Source organism: Serratia sp. JUb9, from assembly GCF_014298095.1.
Lineage (GTDB): Bacteria > Pseudomonadota > Gammaproteobacteria > Enterobacterales > Enterobacteriaceae > Serratia_B > Serratia_B rhizosphaerae.
On the sequence record NZ_CP060416.1, the window covers coordinates 4,953,325 to 4,968,372 of the forward strand.

General features: G+C 61.1%; 14 protein-coding genes. 10 read left to right on the forward strand and 4 right to left on the reverse strand.

The window, feature by feature from the left end:
- Positions 1-13: 13 nt before the first annotated feature.
- Positions 14-1,339, forward strand: coding sequence for an MFS transporter (locus HF675_RS23295; RefSeq protein WP_111736168.1), 1,326 nt, complete (start codon positions 14-16; stop codon positions 1,337-1,339).
- Positions 1,340-1,375: 36 nt separating this feature from the next.
- Here HF675_RS23295 and HF675_RS23300 read toward each other — a convergent pair whose 3' ends face one another.
- A complete protein-coding gene (locus HF675_RS23300) occupies positions 1,376-3,364 on the reverse strand; it encodes an autotransporter outer membrane beta-barrel domain-containing protein (RefSeq protein ID WP_187043857.1) in 1,989 nt (662 codons plus the stop codon).
- 197 nt (positions 3,365-3,561) lie between these two features.
- Here HF675_RS23300 and HF675_RS23305 point away from each other — a divergent pair, with 197 nt between their 5' ends.
- From HF675_RS23305 to HF675_RS23340, 8 genes are all read left to right on the forward strand, one after another.
- Positions 3,562-4,128, forward strand: a complete 567-nt coding sequence (locus HF675_RS23305; protein WP_105229223.1) for a DNA-3-methyladenine glycosylase I — start codon at positions 3,562-3,564, stop codon at positions 4,126-4,128.
- A gap of 247 nt (positions 4,129-4,375) precedes the next feature.
- On the forward strand, positions 4,376-5,038 hold the full coding sequence (locus tag HF675_RS23310; RefSeq protein ID WP_105229222.1) for an OmpA family lipoprotein: 663 nt from the start codon (positions 4,376-4,378) through the stop codon (positions 5,036-5,038).
- A 147-nt stretch (positions 5,039-5,185) separates the two neighbouring features.
- A complete protein-coding gene (locus HF675_RS23315; protein ID WP_105229221.1) occupies positions 5,186-6,223 on the forward strand; it encodes a LacI family DNA-binding transcriptional regulator in 1,038 nt (345 codons plus the stop codon).
- Between the two features lie 153 nt (positions 6,224-6,376).
- Positions 6,377-7,129: a sugar phosphate isomerase/epimerase gene (locus HF675_RS23320; RefSeq protein ID WP_111736166.1), complete on the forward strand. Its 753-nt coding sequence runs from the start codon at positions 6,377-6,379 to the stop codon at positions 7,127-7,129.
- A 5-nt stretch (positions 7,130-7,134) separates the two neighbouring features.
- Positions 7,135-8,094: a sugar kinase gene (locus HF675_RS23325; RefSeq protein WP_105229219.1), complete on the forward strand. Its 960-nt coding sequence runs from the start codon at positions 7,135-7,137 to the stop codon at positions 8,092-8,094.
- Between the two features lie 187 nt (positions 8,095-8,281).
- The gene (locus HF675_RS23330) at positions 8,282-9,550 is read left to right on the forward strand and encodes an MFS transporter (protein WP_105229218.1); all 1,269 of its coding nucleotides are present in this window, start codon (positions 8,282-8,284) and stop codon (positions 9,548-9,550) included.
- An 87-nt stretch (positions 9,551-9,637) separates the two neighbouring features.
- A complete protein-coding gene (ghrB, locus tag HF675_RS23335; RefSeq protein ID WP_187043858.1) occupies positions 9,638-10,612 on the forward strand; it encodes a glyoxylate/hydroxypyruvate reductase GhrB in 975 nt (324 codons plus the stop codon).
- Positions 10,613-10,780: 168 nt separating this feature from the next.
- Positions 10,781-12,034, forward strand: a complete 1,254-nt coding sequence (locus HF675_RS23340; protein WP_105229216.1) for a valine--pyruvate transaminase — start codon at positions 10,781-10,783, stop codon at positions 12,032-12,034.
- Positions 12,035-12,109: 75 nt separating this feature from the next.
- Here HF675_RS23340 and ibpB read toward each other — a convergent pair whose 3' ends face one another.
- Complete coding sequence (gene ibpB, locus HF675_RS23345; RefSeq protein ID WP_105229215.1) at positions 12,110-12,538, reverse strand: small heat shock chaperone IbpB; 429 nt, start codon at positions 12,536-12,538, stop codon at positions 12,110-12,112.
- 103 nt (positions 12,539-12,641) lie between these two features.
- Positions 12,642-13,052, reverse strand: a complete 411-nt coding sequence (gene ibpA / locus HF675_RS23350) for a small heat shock chaperone IbpA (RefSeq protein WP_105229214.1) — start codon at positions 13,050-13,052, stop codon at positions 12,642-12,644.
- Positions 13,053-13,354: 302 nt separating this feature from the next.
- Here ibpA and HF675_RS23355 point away from each other — a divergent pair, with 302 nt between their 5' ends.
- On the forward strand, positions 13,355-13,693 hold the full coding sequence (locus HF675_RS23355) for a YceK/YidQ family lipoprotein (protein WP_105233170.1): 339 nt from the start codon (positions 13,355-13,357) through the stop codon (positions 13,691-13,693).
- 35 nt (positions 13,694-13,728) lie between these two features.
- Here the strand turns inward: HF675_RS23355 and HF675_RS23360 are convergent, their stop codons facing one another.
- Positions 13,729-15,009, reverse strand: a complete 1,281-nt coding sequence (locus tag HF675_RS23360) for a DUF3748 domain-containing protein (protein WP_187043859.1) — start codon at positions 15,007-15,009, stop codon at positions 13,729-13,731.
- Positions 15,010-15,048: the final 39 nt, after the last annotated feature.

Here is a 15,048-nt window from a genome sequence, read left to right on the forward strand (position 1 = left end):
AGGAGGTTGTTCCATGCAGGCAGACAGTCGTTATCGCTACCGCATTTTCGCCATGATGTTTTTTATCGCGCTGATTAACTATGTCGATCGCGGCGCGCTGTCGTTCGCCGCCAACGACATCGCCCGCGAGTTCGGTTTCAACAAGACGCAGCTGGGGGCGGTGCTGGGCTACTTCGGCTTCGGCTATCTGTTCGGCTCGCTGTGCGGCGGCATCCTCGCCGACCGCGTCGGCAGCAAAAAAGTCTGGCTGCTGGCCGGCGCGCTGTGGTCGCTGCTGGAGATCGCCACCGCCTGGGCGGGCGAATTGGGCGTTGCGCTGTTCGGCGGCTCCGCGCTGATGGGCTTTGCCGCCCTGCGCATCCTGTTCGGCTTTGCCGAAGGCCCGGCCTACGCGCTGATGAATAAAACCATCGGCCACTGGTCGCCGCGCAAAGAGCGCGGCTTCGCGCTGGGTATCGGGCTGCTGAGCACGCAGATCGGCTCGCTGCTGACCGCGCCGCTGGCGGTCGGCCTGCTGCTGCTGACCGACGACTGGCGCAGTATGTTTATGCTGCTCGGGCTGTTCTCGCTGCTGGCGATTCTGCTGTTCGCCGCCTGCTTTACCGATACGCCGGCGCAGCACCCGAAGGTTAACGCCGCCGAACTGGCGGCAATTGGCAGCGATCGGGAGGAAAATGACGAGCATCAGGCGCCGCTGCCGTGGCGGGCGTTCTTCACCAACCGCACCCTGGTGTTCAACGCGCTCGGCTACTTTTCCTTTCTGTATGTCACCTTTGTGCTGGTCACCTGGGGACCGAAATATCTGCAGGACAGCTTCCATTACGACCTGCATGCGCTGTGGTATGTGGCGATGATCCCGTGGAGCGGCGCCTGCTTCACCGTGCTGCTCGGCGGACGCATCACCGATGCGCTGCTGGCGCGCAGCGGTAACCTGCGTGTGGCGCGCAATCTGTTCGCCGCCGTCACGCTGCTGCTGACCGCCGGCTGCTTCCTGCTGATCCCGTTTATGCAGTCGCCCGCCGCGATTATTGCGCTGATGACGCTGGGCAACGCGCTGAACGCGCTGGTGAATAACGTGTATTGGTCGGTGGTGCTGGACGTGACGCCGAAAGCGTCGGTCGGGGCGTACAGCGGCATTACGCTGGCCATCGCCAACCTGGCGTCCATCAGCGCGCCGATGCTCAGCGGCTGGCTGGCGCAGCAGCACGGCTACAGCGCGATGTTCTTCGCCACCGCGCTGGTCTCTTTCTGCAGCATGCTGTGCATGACCCGGCTGCAGCCGGAAAAGAAAATTACCGCCCGCGCTGCCGCCGCCGGCATTGCGCGCCATCCCGCCTGATATGCGCCGGGCGTAGGAAAACGCCCGGCAGGCTCATCAAAAGCGGGCGCTGACGCCGACGTTGTACATCACCTGTTCGCCGCTGCTCAGGCCGCCGGTTTGCGATACGGTGGCGAACGCCGCCACCCGGTCGGTCAGCGGCATATTGGCGCCGAGCGTCACATCGACCCAGTTTTTATCCTGGCCGGCGGCGTCACGGGTAAACGAGGTTTGCGTCGACTTCAGACCGCCGCCGGCGCGATATACGTCGTCGCCGAACTGATGCTGATAGCTGATTTCAGCGTACGGATTAACCACGCCGAGATTGCTGTCCAGCCGCCAGCCCAGCGCGCCGATCTGCGAATGGTAGGTTTGATCGTTAAAGCGCATCGCGGTGCTGTCATTACCGTCTTCGCTATAGCCGGAAACGTTGCTGTAGTCCCAGGCAAACTGCGCCATCGGCCCGGTGGTCAGGCTGGCGGTCAGCGGGAAGTCATAGCCGGCGGTAACGCGTGCACCCCACTGTTTGCCGGAGGTCGAACCGGTTTCGCTGCGCGTTAGCGGGCCAAGCTGCACGCTGCGGCGAATATCGTCGTAATCCAGTCTGGCGTAGTGCAGATCGGCATTCACCCAGCCGTGTTCAAACACATCCAGCGAGGTAAAGGCGGAGAACAGCACGCCGCGCGCCTTGTAGTCATAGCGGCTGGAGGGTTGCTGATCGTCATTGGCGCCGGCGATCAGCGCGCCGATCAGCCAGCGGTCCGTCAGTTGGTAATCCACCCCCAGCGTCAGATTGTGGGTGGTGGCGTTGCCGTCGCCGGCCGCGTTATTGGCGGCATAATCATAATGTTGCCCGGCATAGCCGCCGAATACCCCCAACGCCCCCTGCGGGTTGCCGCCGCTGCGCAGCTGCTGGAGACGGCTGTCGAGGGTGGCGCGGCTGTCGCGCGCCATCGCCGCCGTCGCCTGCGTCAGCGCCGCCGCCTGCGCCGGGCCGTCCAGCACCGCCTGAATATAATCGGCAATCAGCAGGTGCGCCTGCGGGCTGGGGTGGAAATGGTCGGCAAACAGGAAGGCCTGGCCGTCGTTAAAACCGGGCGCGGCGGAACGACATACCGCCGAAGAAACGCCGGCCGGACACGCCATGCCGGCGGTATTGGTGAAGCCGAACTGCTGCGGATTGGCGATCACCTCGCCAAACAGCCGGTTCACGTCGGCGCGTACGATATTGCCGCCGCCCTGCGCCAGCAACTGGTCCTCGCTGCGGTTATAAAAATCGGTCAGTTGGCTCGCCTGCGCGCTCAGGCTGTCATAGGCGGCGATCAGCTGTGCGGCGATCGCCTGCTGCATCTGCGGATCGCTGCTGCCCTGCTGGGCCGCCGCGCTCAGCGCCCGGTGAATCGCCTGCTGCCGCGAGGCGGCGTCCGGCGTCGCCACCGCGTTCAGCGCCGCATAGGCCGCCTGCAGTGCGGCGGCCTGCACCGGCGCCAGCGCCTGTTGCACAATCGCTTCCATCAGCTGCGGGGTAAAGCCGATGTTCGGCACCGTCGGCACGATCACCGTACCGGCGCCGGCATCCAGCAGGGAGCGTACCTGCAGCGCCGCCGCTGCCGCGCTGTTATAGCTGACCTGCGACGCTGTAGCCGGATTTAACGCCGCCGCCGCCAGATCGTTGCCGCCGATCCAGTGAATATACAGGCCGTTACCGTCGGCGCGGCCGTTGTTCTGCCCCAGATAGCGCTGCACCTGTTCCTGGGTATTGTCCGCCGGGTTGAGCGCCGGCACCGCCACCGCACCGCCGGCCGCATAGTTGTCGCCGCCGAGATCGGACGCCAGCAGCGCCGCACCGATACGCTGCGCCAGCGCTTCGTCGTACAGCTGATGCCGGCTGCCATCGTAGGTGTAGCGTCCGTTGTTGCCGCTGTCGCTCAGGCTGTCGCCAAACACATACACCCGCTCATGGGCCGATGCGGACACCGCCAGCCCCAGGACTAAAGCCACCGCCAGCGCTGCCCTGCCGGGAGCGCGCATTATTTTTAGAGGCATGAATTGACTCCTGAGAGTCCGTAAATATTAAAGAAAAAACCGCGTATTTTTTGACCATTTGTTAAACGGCACTGTTATAAATATTGTCGGCTTTTCCCTCACGTCAAGGCGGCAGATAATAAAATAATCAGAGACTTGCCAGATACGCCGTTTAGGGCAATGATGGCTGTAAATATATACAGAAAAAGGAACTTTGTATGACTGACCAACGCTGCGGCTGGGTCACCGCCGATCCGTTGTATCTGGCCTATCACGATCATGAATGGGGCGTGCCGACCACCGATGCGCGCGAACTGTTTGAAATGCTGTGTCTGGAGGGGCAGCAGGCGGGGCTTTCCTGGATCACCGTGCTGAAAAAGCGTGAAAACTACCGCCGCGCCTTCCATAACTTCGATCCGGCGCGGGTCGCCGCCATGACCGAACAGGACGTGGAGCGGCTGCTGCAGGATGCCGGCATTATCCGCCACCGCGGCAAAATCGAAGCGATCATCGCCAATGCCCGCGCCTATCTGGCAATGCAGGCCGCCGGCGAGGAGTTCGTCACCTTTATCTGGCGCTTTGTCGACGGCCGGCCGCAGCTTAATCACTGGCACGAACTGGCGCAGGTGCCGGCAAAGACCGAAGTCTCCGACGCCATGTCGAAAGCACTGAAAAAACGCGGCTTCAAATTTATCGGTTCCACCATCTGCTACGCCTTTATGCAGGCCAGCGGCCTGGTGAACGATCATCTCACCGATTGTCTCTGTTACCCCAAAACGCCGTAAATAACGTTCAGCAATGCGCTTTCAGAATTCTGGACATAGCCATCCCACGCGTTTTGCCGGATAACAGAGGCGCCTGAAAAGGCACAAAAAAAGCGTTTGTCGCGCCTGGCCGGAACTGCCGGCCGGAAAAGACGTCATACTAGCGCGCCACATGGAGTCTTCACGCTGGCGCTGGCCCAATGGCTATTTTTAAGCGCTTCCCGATTGGAAATATGCGCACAGATTTTGATGCACAAAAGGAAATAACATGAAAAAACGCGTTGCGATTATCGCCGCCGCCGTGGCGATGACCATGGCTCTGTCGGCCTGTACCACCAACCCTTACACCGGCGAGTCTCAGGCAGGTAAATCCGGCGTCGGCGCCGGCCTGGGCGCGGCGCTGGGCGCTGGCATCGGCGCACTGTCGTCATCGAAGAAAGACCGCGGCAAAGGCGCGCTGATCGGCGCTGCGGCCGGTGCGGCCCTCGGCGGCGGCGCAGGCTACTACATGGACGTGCAGGAAGCGAAACTGCGCGACAAAATGCGCGGCACCGGCGTCAGCGTTACCCGTCAGGGCGACAACATCGTGCTGAACATGCCGAACAATGTCACCTTCGACACCGACAGCAGCACGCTGAAACCGGCGGGCGCCAACACCCTGACCGGCGTGGCGATGGTGCTGAAAGAGTACCCGAAAACCGCGGTTAACGTTGTCGGCTACACCGACAGCACCGGCGCGCGCGCCCACAATATGAAGCTGTCGCAGCAGCGCGCCGACGGCGTCAGCAGCGCGCTGATCACCCAGGGCGTAGCCGCCAACCGCATCCGCAGCGTCGGCGCCGGCCCGGACAACCCGATTGCCTCCAACAGCACCACCGAAGGCAAGGCGCAAAACCGTCGCGTGGAAATCACCCTCAGCCCGCTGCAGTAACCGGCGGCTGTTGACGGGGCCGGGCAACGTCCGGCCCCGTGCGCGACCGCCCTGCTTCAGCGCCGGCCCCATCAGGCTCTTCGTCAGTAGGAAGAGCGCCGCGCACTATGTTAGTCTCCTTGGCAATAAATCTACGGGGGATTGATTGTGAGCAGTGTGAAAGCTTCACGTGCAACCGGGCGCGCCACCATCAGCGACGTGGCGAAAATGGCCAAAACCGGCAAAACCAGCGTGTCGCGCTATCTCAACGGTGAACAGCACCTGCTTTCCGCCCCGCTCAAACAGCGTATCGAACAGGCGATTTTGCAGCTCGACTATCGCCCCAGCCAGATGGCCCGCAGCCTGAAAGGCGGACAAACGCGCCTGATCGGCCTGATCATCGCCGATATCACCAATCCCTACTCCGTCGACGTGATGCGCGGCATCGAAGCCGCCTGCCGTCAGCACGGTTTTACCCTGCTGGTGTGCAACACCAATAACGAAGTCAATCAGGAACAGCACTACCTGCAGCTGCTCAGCAGCTACCGGGTGGAAGGCATTGTGGTGAACGCCGTCGGCATGCGGGAGGAAGCCTTGTCGCAGCTGCAGCAGTCGCAGCTGCCGATGGTGCTGATCGACCGCAAGATCCCCGACTTTGCCTGCGACGTGGTCGGCCTGAACAACCACGAGGCCACCGTGATCGCCACCGAGCACCTGGTGCAGCAGGGGTTTGAGGCGATTTTATTCCTCAGCGAGCCGGTCGGCACGGTCAATACGCGCCTCGAACGTCTGCACGCCTTCCGCCAGATTATGACGCAGCAGCACCCAGACCTGATCGCCGAGCAGACGGAAACCCCGCTGAACGACGCCGCGCAGCTGGAGCAGACGCTGCGCGATTTCCACACCCGCCGCCGCGGCATGCGCAAGGCGGTGTTGTCGGCCAACGGCGCCCTGACGCTGCAGGTGGCGCGCGCGATGCGCCGGCTGGGCATCCACTGGGGCAGCGACATCGGCCTGCTGGGCTTTGACGAACTGGAATGGGCCGAGCTGGCCGGCGTCGGCATCACCACGCTGAAGCAGCCGACCTACCAGATCGGCCATGCCGCGTTGGAACAGCTGGTACAGCGCATCAAAGGCCGCGACGCTCCGCCTGACGAGCGTGTGTTCTCCGGTGAACTGATCGTACGCGGCTCCACCACCCGTTAATTCCGGCGTTTATCACGCTCCGCCCCGCGTCTTTGCTGCATTGTCGTGATTGCGATCATATTTTTACATTCTGAGGCTTTTATATGGAACCGGTTCCATTTAACGTGCCATTAACAGCAGCGGTGGAGATTTCGCCACCTCAGGAGTAAAAATATGAAAAGAGAAGTTATCGTGGTGACCGGCGCTTACGGCACGGATACCGTTCAGCAGAGGGGCGGACAGGCCGCCATGCTGCCGATCATTGCCGATGCCGGCGCGGACGGCGTGGAAATCCGCCGGGAACTGTTCAGCCCGGCCGAACTGGATAACCTGCCGCAGCTGGCGCAGGAGATCGAACGTCAGCAGCTGTTCGCGGTGTATTCCGCCCCGGAGCCGCTTTTCACTCCCGATCATCACGTTAACCCTAAACTGCCCGCGCTGCTGGCGGAGGCCCAGGCGCTGAAAGCGCGCCGTTTGAAACTCTCTTTGGGCCATTACCAGCCGGGCTTTGATTTCACTGAACTGAAAGTGGACCTGATGCAACATCCGGTTCAGCTGGTGGTGGAAAACGACCAGACCGCCGACTGCGGGATTTTGTCGCCGATGAACGCCTTCCTGCACGCGGCGGAAGATAGCCAGCTGCCGATCAGCATGACCTTCGACATGGCCAACTGGCTCTGGGTGGGGCAAGACCCCCGCGCCGCAGCCGAACGCCTGGCGCGTCACGTCGGTTATATCCACGTCAAAGCGGCGGTGCAGGGGCCGCGCGGCTGGCGCGCCATTGCGCTGGACGATGCCGGCGACGAGTGGCGCCGGCTTCTGGCTCAACTGCCGGCGGACGTGCCGCGCGGTATCGAATTCCCCCTGCAGGGCGACGACCTTGAGGCCGTTACCCGTCACTACGTCAACCTGTTACGCGCGGAGTAATCACCATGAGCATACTGACAGCACAGCGCAATACCTCTCTGGATGTCGTCACGCTGGGCGAAGCCATGGCGATGTTCGTCGCGGCGGAGACCGGCGATCTGGCGGAGGTGGAACACTTCACCAAACGCATCGCCGGGGCGGAGCTGAACGTCGCCATCGGCCTGGCGCGCCTCGGCCTGCAGGTCGGCTGGGTCAGCCGGGTGGGTAACGACACCTTCGGCCGCTTCACTCTGCAGCAGCTGAAAAAAGAAGGCATTAACTATCAGCAGGTGACGGTCGACGGCCAGTATCCGACCGGGTTCCAGATCAAATCCAAGAACACAGATGGAACCGATCCCACCGTGGAGTACTTCCGCAAAGGCTCCGCCGCCAGCCATCTGTCAACCGCCGACTTCAACCGCGACTACTTCGGCGCGGCGCGTCACCTGCATCTTAGCGGCGTCGCCGCCGCGCTCTCCGGCCAGTCGCTGGAGTTGAGCCACTTCGCCGCGCATGAAATGCGCGCGATGGGCAAAACCATTTCCTTCGATCCCAACCTGCGCCCGGTGCTGTGGTCCAGCCAGCAGGTGATGATCGAACAGCTGAACAAACTGGCGTTCGCCGCCGACTGGGTGCTGCCGGGGCTGAAAGAGGGGCAAATCCTCACCGGTCAGTCAACGCCGGAAGGCATTGCCGATTTCTATCTGGAGCGCGGCGTGCAGGCGGTGATCATCAAAACCGGCCCGGACGGCGCCTGGTTTAAAACCGCCGCCGGCGACTGTGCGGCGGTGCCGGCAATTAAAGTCAGCAACGTGGTGGATACCGTTGGTGCGGGAGACGGCTTTGCCGTCGGGACCCTTAGCGCCCTGCTGGAAGGCAAAACGCTAAAACAGGCGGTGCAGCGCGGCAACAAGATCGGCTCGCTGGCCATTCAGGCCATCGGCGACAGCGAAGGATTGCCAACCCGCGCGGCGCTGGCGGAGTGATCCCGCCGTGGTCAGACGCGGCCGCAGGCCGTACCTGACCGCCACGGGCCAACAAAAAAACATAATCGGCTAACCGCCGGCTCCCAAGACGCCCCTCTGGCCCTACACCCAGACAACGTCGGGAGAACCGCTTCCGCGGGATTGGCAGCCCGTCTGCGCGGAAACGACACCACTGAGGAATCTGAACATGAATAAAGCAACCGTTGCGGCTAAACGCTGGTGGTACATCATGCCCATCGTGTTTATCACCTACAGTCTGGCTTATCTCGACCGCGCCAACTTCAGCTTCGCCTCGGCCGCCGGCATCAACGACGACCTCGGCATCACCAAAGGCATGTCCTCGCTGCTGGGCGCGCTGTTTTTCCTGGGTTACTTCTTTTTCCAAATACCCGGCGCTATCTACGCCGAGCGCCGCAGCGTTAAAAAGCTGATCTTCTGGTGCCTGATCCTGTGGGGCGGCTGCGCCTCCCTGACCGGCGTGGTCAGCAATATCCCGATGCTGGCGGCCATCCGCTTTGTGCTTGGCGTGGTGGAAGCGGCGGTGATGCCGGCGATGCTGATCTATATCAGCAACTGGTTTACCAAATCCGAACGTTCACGCGCCAACACCTTCCTGATCCTCGGCAACCCGGTGACCGTCCTGTGGATGTCGGTGGTGTCCGGCTACCTGATTCACGCCTTCGGCTGGCGTGAAATGTTTATCATCGAGGGCATTCCGGCGGTAATCTGGGCCTTCTGCTGGTGGGCGCTGGTGAAAGACAAACCGTCTCAGGTCGGCTGGCTGAACGCAGAAGAAAAACAGGCGCTGCAGGCGCAGCTGGAAGCCGAGCAGCAGGGCATCAAGGCGGTGCGCAACTACGGCGAGGCGTTCCGTTCGCGCAACGTGATCCTGCTGTGCGTCCAGTACTTTGCCTGGAGCATCGGCGTGTACGGTTTCGTGCTGTGGCTGCCGTCGATTCTGCGCAGCGGCATGAATATGGGCATGGTAGAGGCCGGCTGGCTGTCCGCGGTGCCATATCTGGCGGCGACCATCGCCATGATCGTGGTCTCCTGGGCCTCTGATAAGATGCAAAACCGCAAACTGTTCGTCTGGCCGCTGCTGCTGGTCGGCGCGCTGGCGTTCTTCGGCTCTTATGCGGTAGGCGCCGATCATTTCTGGGTGTCTTACGGCCTGCTGGTGGTAGCCGGCGCGGCCATGTACGCCCCTTACGGCCCGTTCTTCGCCATCATTCCGGAAATGCTGCCGAAAAACGTGGCCGGCGGCGCCATGGCGCTGATCAACAGCATGGGCGCTCTGGGATCGTTCTTCGGTTCCTGGTTCGTCGGCTACCTGAACGGCGCCACCGGCACGCCGGCGGCCTCCTATATGTTTATGGCCGTCGCGCTGGTGGTGGCAGTGGTGGTGACACTGGTGGTCAAGCCCCCGCGTAACGACGCGCAGCCGCAACTGGCGTAATTAGCTACACTTTCTGTTTTCAAAACGAGTCCGTCCCGCGGGCCAAAGCACAGCGCTTTGGCCCCGCGGGGCCAACTGGAGTTCAAGATGAAGCCTTCGATCGTACTGTACAAAAAACTCCCCGCCGCCCTGCGTGAACGCCTGGAACAACATTTCACCGTACATGCCTTCAACGGCCTGAATCCTGACAATGCCGATGAATTCAAACGGGCGCTGCAACAGGCCGAGGGGATCATCGGTTCCGGCGGCAAGGTTGATGAAGCCTTTCTGCAGCAGGCGCCGAAACTGCGTGCGGCATCCACCGTCTCCGTCGGCTATGACAACTTCGACGTCGAGGCGCTTAACGCCCGTAATATCGTGCTGATGCACACGCCGACGGTGCTGACGGAAACCGTGGCCGATACCATCATGAGCCTGGTGCTGGCGACGGCGCGCCGCGTGGTGGAAGTGGCCGAGCGGGTGAAGGCCGGCGACTGGCAGGGCAGCATCGGCCCGGACTGGTTCGGCGTCGACGTGCACCATAAAACGCTGGGCGTTCTCGGCATGGGCCGCATCGGCCTGGCGCTGGCCCAGCGCGCCCACTTCGGCTTCGGCATGCCGATTCTGTACAACGCGCGTCGCCCGCATCAGGAAGCGGAGCAGCGCTTTGGCGCGCGTCACTGCGACCTGGATACCCTGCTGGCCGAGTCGGACTTTGTCTGTATTACCCTGCCGCTGACCGAGCAGACCTTCCACCTGATCGGTCGCGAGCAGCTGGCGAAGATGAAGCAAAGCGGCATTCTGATCAACGCCGGCCGCGGGCCGGTGGTCGACGAGCAGGCGCTGATTGAGGCGCTGCAAAACGGCACTATCCACGCCGCCGGGCTGGACGTGTTCGAAAAAGAGCCGCTGCCGGTCTCCTCGCCGCTGCTGAAAATGCCGAACGTGGTCGCCCTGCCGCATATTGGCTCCGCCACCCATGAAACCCGCTACGGCATGGCCGAGTGCGCGGTGGATAACCTGATCGCCGCGCTGACCGGCACGGTGACGGAAAACTGCGTTAACCCACAGGTGCTGAAATAGCGCTCTGTACCGGGCGGGATCACCCGCCCTTACCCATCAGAACAAAACCCCAACATTATGCATATAATTAAAATTTAACGCTGATGCGGGTTTTATCCTGCGCATTGCGCCCGCAATTATCTGGCGGTATGGTGGGCGACTCCCTGCAAAAACCAATATGCTGCACCTATGACTTTTTCACTTTTCGGCGACAAATTTACCCGTTACTCGGGCATCACCCGCTTAATGGACGACCTGAACCAAGGCCTGCGCACCCCGGGCGCCATCATGCTCGGCGGCGGTAATCCGGCGCAAATCCCAGAGATGGAGCACTACTTCAAACAGCTGTGTCAGGAGATGCTCGACCAGGGCAAACTGACCGAAGCGCTGTGCAACTATGACGGCCCGCAAGGGAAGAATACGCTGCTTAAAGCGCTGGCCACCCTGCTGAGTGAAGAGCTGGGCTGGCAGATCGAACCACAGAACATTGCACTGACAAACGGCAGTCAGAGCGCGTTTTTCTACTTATTCAATCTGTTCGCCGGCCGCTGCGCCGACGGCAACCGGCGTCGCGTGCTGTTCCCGCTGGCGCCGGAGTATATCGGCTACGCCGACGCCGGCCTGGACGAAGGGCTGTTTGTCTCCGCCAAGCCGAATATCGAGCTGCTGCCGGAAGGCCAGTTCAAGTATCACGTCGATTTCGACAACCTGACTATCGGCGACGATATCGGCATGATCTGCGTGTCGCGCCCCACCAACCCGACCGGTAACGTCATCACCGATGACGAGCTGATCCAGCTTGACGCGCTGGCACAGCAGCACGATGTTCCGCTGGTGATCGATAACGCCTACGGCGTGCCGTTCCCGGGCATTATCTTCAGCGACGCCACGCCGCTGTGGAACCCGAACATCATCCTGTGCATGAGCCTGTCTAAACTGGGCCTGCCGGGGTCGCGCTGCGGCATCGTGATTGCCGATGAGAAAACCATCACCGCGCTGACCAATATGAACGGTATTATCAGCCTGTCACCGGGCAGCATCGGCCCGGCAATCGCGGCGGAAATGATTGAACGCGGCGACCTGCTGCGCCTGTCAAACGAAGTGATTAAGCCGTTCTACCAGCAACGGGTGACGCAGACCATCGCCACCATCCGCCGTTATCTGCCGGAAGAGCGCTGCCTGATCCATAAACCGGAAGGCGCGATTTTCCTCTGGCTGTGGTTTAAAGACCTGCCGATCAGCACCGAGCTGCTGTACCAGCGCCTGAAGCAGCGCGGCGTACTGATGGTGCCGGGGCACTACTTCTTCCCGGGGCTGGAGCACGAGTGGCCGCATACCCATCAGTGCATGCGCATGAACTACGTGCCGGAGCCGGATAAAATCGAACGCGGCATCGCCATTCTGGCGGAGGAAGTGGAGCGGGCGCACCGCGAAGCGCAGTAACGCCGCCGGCCATAAACGCAACGGGGGGAAGTCCGTCAGGACTTCCCCCCGTTTTTTTACCGCGTCAGCGGCCGGTTATTTTTCTTCCAGCCCCGGCGTGCTGCCGATGGCGATGCGCTGCGGCTGCAACGCTTCCGGCACCTGCCGCACCAAATCAATGTGCAGCAGGCCGTTCTCAAACTGGGCCTCGGCCACGTGCAGATGTTCAGCCAGCGTAAAGCTCAGGCTGAACTCTTTGCAGACCAGCCCCTGATGCAGGTACTCCACCGGTTTCTCCGCCGGCGTCGGTTTACCGCGCACCGTCAGGCGCGGGCCTTCCACCTCGATATCCAGCTCGCTTTGCCTGAATCCGGCCAGCGCCAGGGAAATGCGATAATGGTTATCATCACTTTTTTCAATATTGTAGGGAGGGAATCCCTGAGGTTCCTGTCCACCCATTGAACTGGCTAATTTATCAAAACCGATCCATTGGCGAAGCAGCGGGGATAAGTCGTAGTTACGCATAATAGTTACTCCTTCTATGAAGCGAGAGACACTTATAACGCCCCCTTTCGGCGGGCATCAGATATTTCCTTTGAAAATAATTAATCAGCGGAAATAATAACAATCATTTAATTTCGATACGGCGCGGTTTTAACGTTTCCGGCACGATGCGTTGCATATCGATATACAACAAACCATGTTCCAGTTTGGCGCCTTTAATATGGATATGTTCGGCAAGCTGGAATTTACGCTCGAAGTTTCTTTCAGCAATCCCCTGATACAGATAGGTTTTTTCTGTCGCCTCGCCGCTGTGTGCGCCGCGCACCGTCAGCAGATTATCGTGCGAGGTGATCTCCAGTTCTTGCTCGGTAAAGCCGGCAACCGCAATGGCAATGCGATAATGATTCTCGTCAACCAGCTCAACATTGTAGGGAGGATAACCATTTCCCTGACTCTGCCCGGCTTCTAGCGCGTTAAATAAACGGTCAAAACCAATTGCGGAACGGTAGAGCGGGGACAAATCGAAACTGCGCATAACATAGCCTCCTAAGGCACTTTAGCGAGGTTTAAAAAACAGGTCTTCCATCATGGACAGACGCAACGACCGGAATTCCCTGACGGCGAATTCTTAATTTGGCCTTGTAGATTAAATGGGGTTTGCTTTTTCCCTTTCAAGCGCCCAAGATAAAAAATTGCCAATGAAGGCAGCGAAAGTTTTTTTATCACATACAATAAAGAGTGAGATAACCGCCACAGAGCGGCGTTTTGCTCCTTTAAAAGCATCTGCCGGATGTGATAAATCAGCAATTCAGGGGAACAGCACCCTTCAGGATGGAAATGATGATGAAAAGATTGATGGCGACCAGTTGCCTGCTGTTGGCGACCAGCGGTTGCTCCAGCGTAATGAGCCACAGCGGCCCCGATATGGGCTACTATCCCGGCACGCGCGCCAGTATGAACATGTTGAAAGACAATGAGACCGGCTGGGCAATGAAGCCGCTGGTGGCGCTGGATCTGCCTTTCTCTGCGGTAATGGATACCGTGTTGCTGCCTTACGACTACCTGCGTGCCGACAGCGACAAAACTGCCGACTCGCCAAGAGAGCGCATTCTGCGCAGCGAGCAGCAGAATCTGGCCTCTACCGGCAACCCGGGACAAGGCCCCGTCACACACTGACGTGATACGGGTCGCACGCCGACCCGCCCTCTTTGCTAGACCTCGACGATAAATATCTGGCTAAAGCCCGCCACGTCCCGCATAAACGCCACCCGTTTGCCATCGGGAGAAAACACCACCGCATCGCCGCTGGGCGGCTGCTCGCTACGCGGCGTCAGGCGACGCAGCGCGCCGGTCGCCATATTGCACAACATCACGCTGTTATCACAGACCAGCGCAACATGCCCGCCCTGCGGGTGCCAGCTAAACGCCGACTGCACCGCATGTTTGCCCTGCGTCACCTGCCGCGGCGCCCCGCCGTTGGGAGAAACCGTCCACAGCTGCGCCACGCCGTTATCATCTTTCATCAAAAAAGCGATCTGACTGCCGTCCGGCGCGCTGCGCAGCCAGTGGCGCGGCGCTGTCGCCACGCCGGGGTTGCGCCGTTCGCCGGTAAAGGTCAGCCGCCGCTGTCGCACGCCGCGCGGCGGTGCCGGCAGGCGACCTTCGCTGCCCTGCAGCGGCTCATCGCCGGCCTTTGCATAGTCGGCGTCGTTTTCCGGCAGGTCGACGATAAACACTTCCGGCAGTTTTTCACCGTTTTCCGCCAGCGTGTCGCCGATAAACGCCAGCGCCCAGCGCTGCCGGCTGCCGTCCGGCTTCAGGTAGCCGTGATTACCGACCCACCCCTCTTCATACGCCCGGTTAATCTCATCGCTTCCCGGACCCGGCTGCGGCGTGGTGCGGCTGACCAGCACGCAGAAGTGGCTGCCGTCATATTCGCGCGGATGCTGTTTCGGCGGATTAACGCCGCGCAGCGGCAGCGCGACGCCGACGTTGCGCAGGTCCAGCGCCGGATCGCGCTCATGCATCACGTGATCGTTATAGGTAAAACTGAGCCGGCTGCCGTCGGGGCTGAACACATGAACATGGCTGCCGCCGCGCAGCGCGCCCGGCGTGTAGGGGGCGGTGATATCCAACGCGTCGAGCGTCACCGCCAGTTCGCGGTCCGGCTCGCTGACTATCACGCCGCGACGGTGATGAAAATCATAATGCCAGTGGCTGTCCGGGTGCTCCGGCCCGTGGATAAACGCATAGCGCGCCGGCGCGTCCGGGCTGACGGTCACCACGCCGACGTGCGCGCCATGCTCGGCGCGGTACACCACCTGCACTTCGCCGCTGGCTACGTTGACCCGCTCGATGGTCAGCCCGGTAAACGATGCGCCGCTCGGGCGCACGTCATACGCCAGCCACTGGCTGCACGGCGTCCAGACGTTGATATTGGTTAACTGATGGCCCCGTTGATCGAACGTAAGCTGTGTGTCCCGTTGACTCATGGCGGCTCCCCTGCGCATGCTGGCATTGAGCCGCCAGTT

Coding starts and splice junctions, on each gene's coding strand:
- HF675_RS23295 (WP_111736168.1), top strand. CDS start 14: ATGCAGGCAGACAGTCGTTATCGCTACCGCATTTTCGCCATGATGTTT.
- HF675_RS23300 (WP_187043857.1), bottom strand. CDS start 3,364: ATGCCTCTAAAAATAATGCGCGCTCCCGGCAGGGCAGCGCTGGCGGTG.
- HF675_RS23305 (WP_105229223.1), top strand. CDS start 3,562: ATGACTGACCAACGCTGCGGCTGGGTCACCGCCGATCCGTTGTATCTG.
- HF675_RS23310 (WP_105229222.1), top strand. CDS start 4,376: ATGAAAAAACGCGTTGCGATTATCGCCGCCGCCGTGGCGATGACCATG.
- HF675_RS23320 (WP_111736166.1), top strand. CDS start 6,377: ATGAAAAGAGAAGTTATCGTGGTGACCGGCGCTTACGGCACGGATACC.
- HF675_RS23325 (WP_105229219.1), top strand. CDS start 7,135: ATGAGCATACTGACAGCACAGCGCAATACCTCTCTGGATGTCGTCACG.
- HF675_RS23330 (WP_105229218.1), top strand. CDS start 8,282: ATGAATAAAGCAACCGTTGCGGCTAAACGCTGGTGGTACATCATGCCC.
- ghrB (WP_187043858.1), top strand. CDS start 9,638: ATGAAGCCTTCGATCGTACTGTACAAAAAACTCCCCGCCGCCCTGCGT.
- HF675_RS23340 (WP_105229216.1), top strand. CDS start 10,781: ATGACTTTTTCACTTTTCGGCGACAAATTTACCCGTTACTCGGGCATC.
- ibpB (WP_105229215.1), bottom strand. CDS start 12,538: ATGCGTAACTACGACTTATCCCCGCTGCTTCGCCAATGGATCGGTTTT.
- ibpA (WP_105229214.1), bottom strand. CDS start 13,052: ATGCGCAGTTTCGATTTGTCCCCGCTCTACCGTTCCGCAATTGGTTTT.
- HF675_RS23355 (WP_105233170.1), top strand. CDS start 13,355: ATGATGATGAAAAGATTGATGGCGACCAGTTGCCTGCTGTTGGCGACC.
- HF675_RS23360 (WP_187043859.1), bottom strand. CDS start 15,009: ATGAGTCAACGGGACACACAGCTTACGTTCGATCAACGGGGCCATCAG.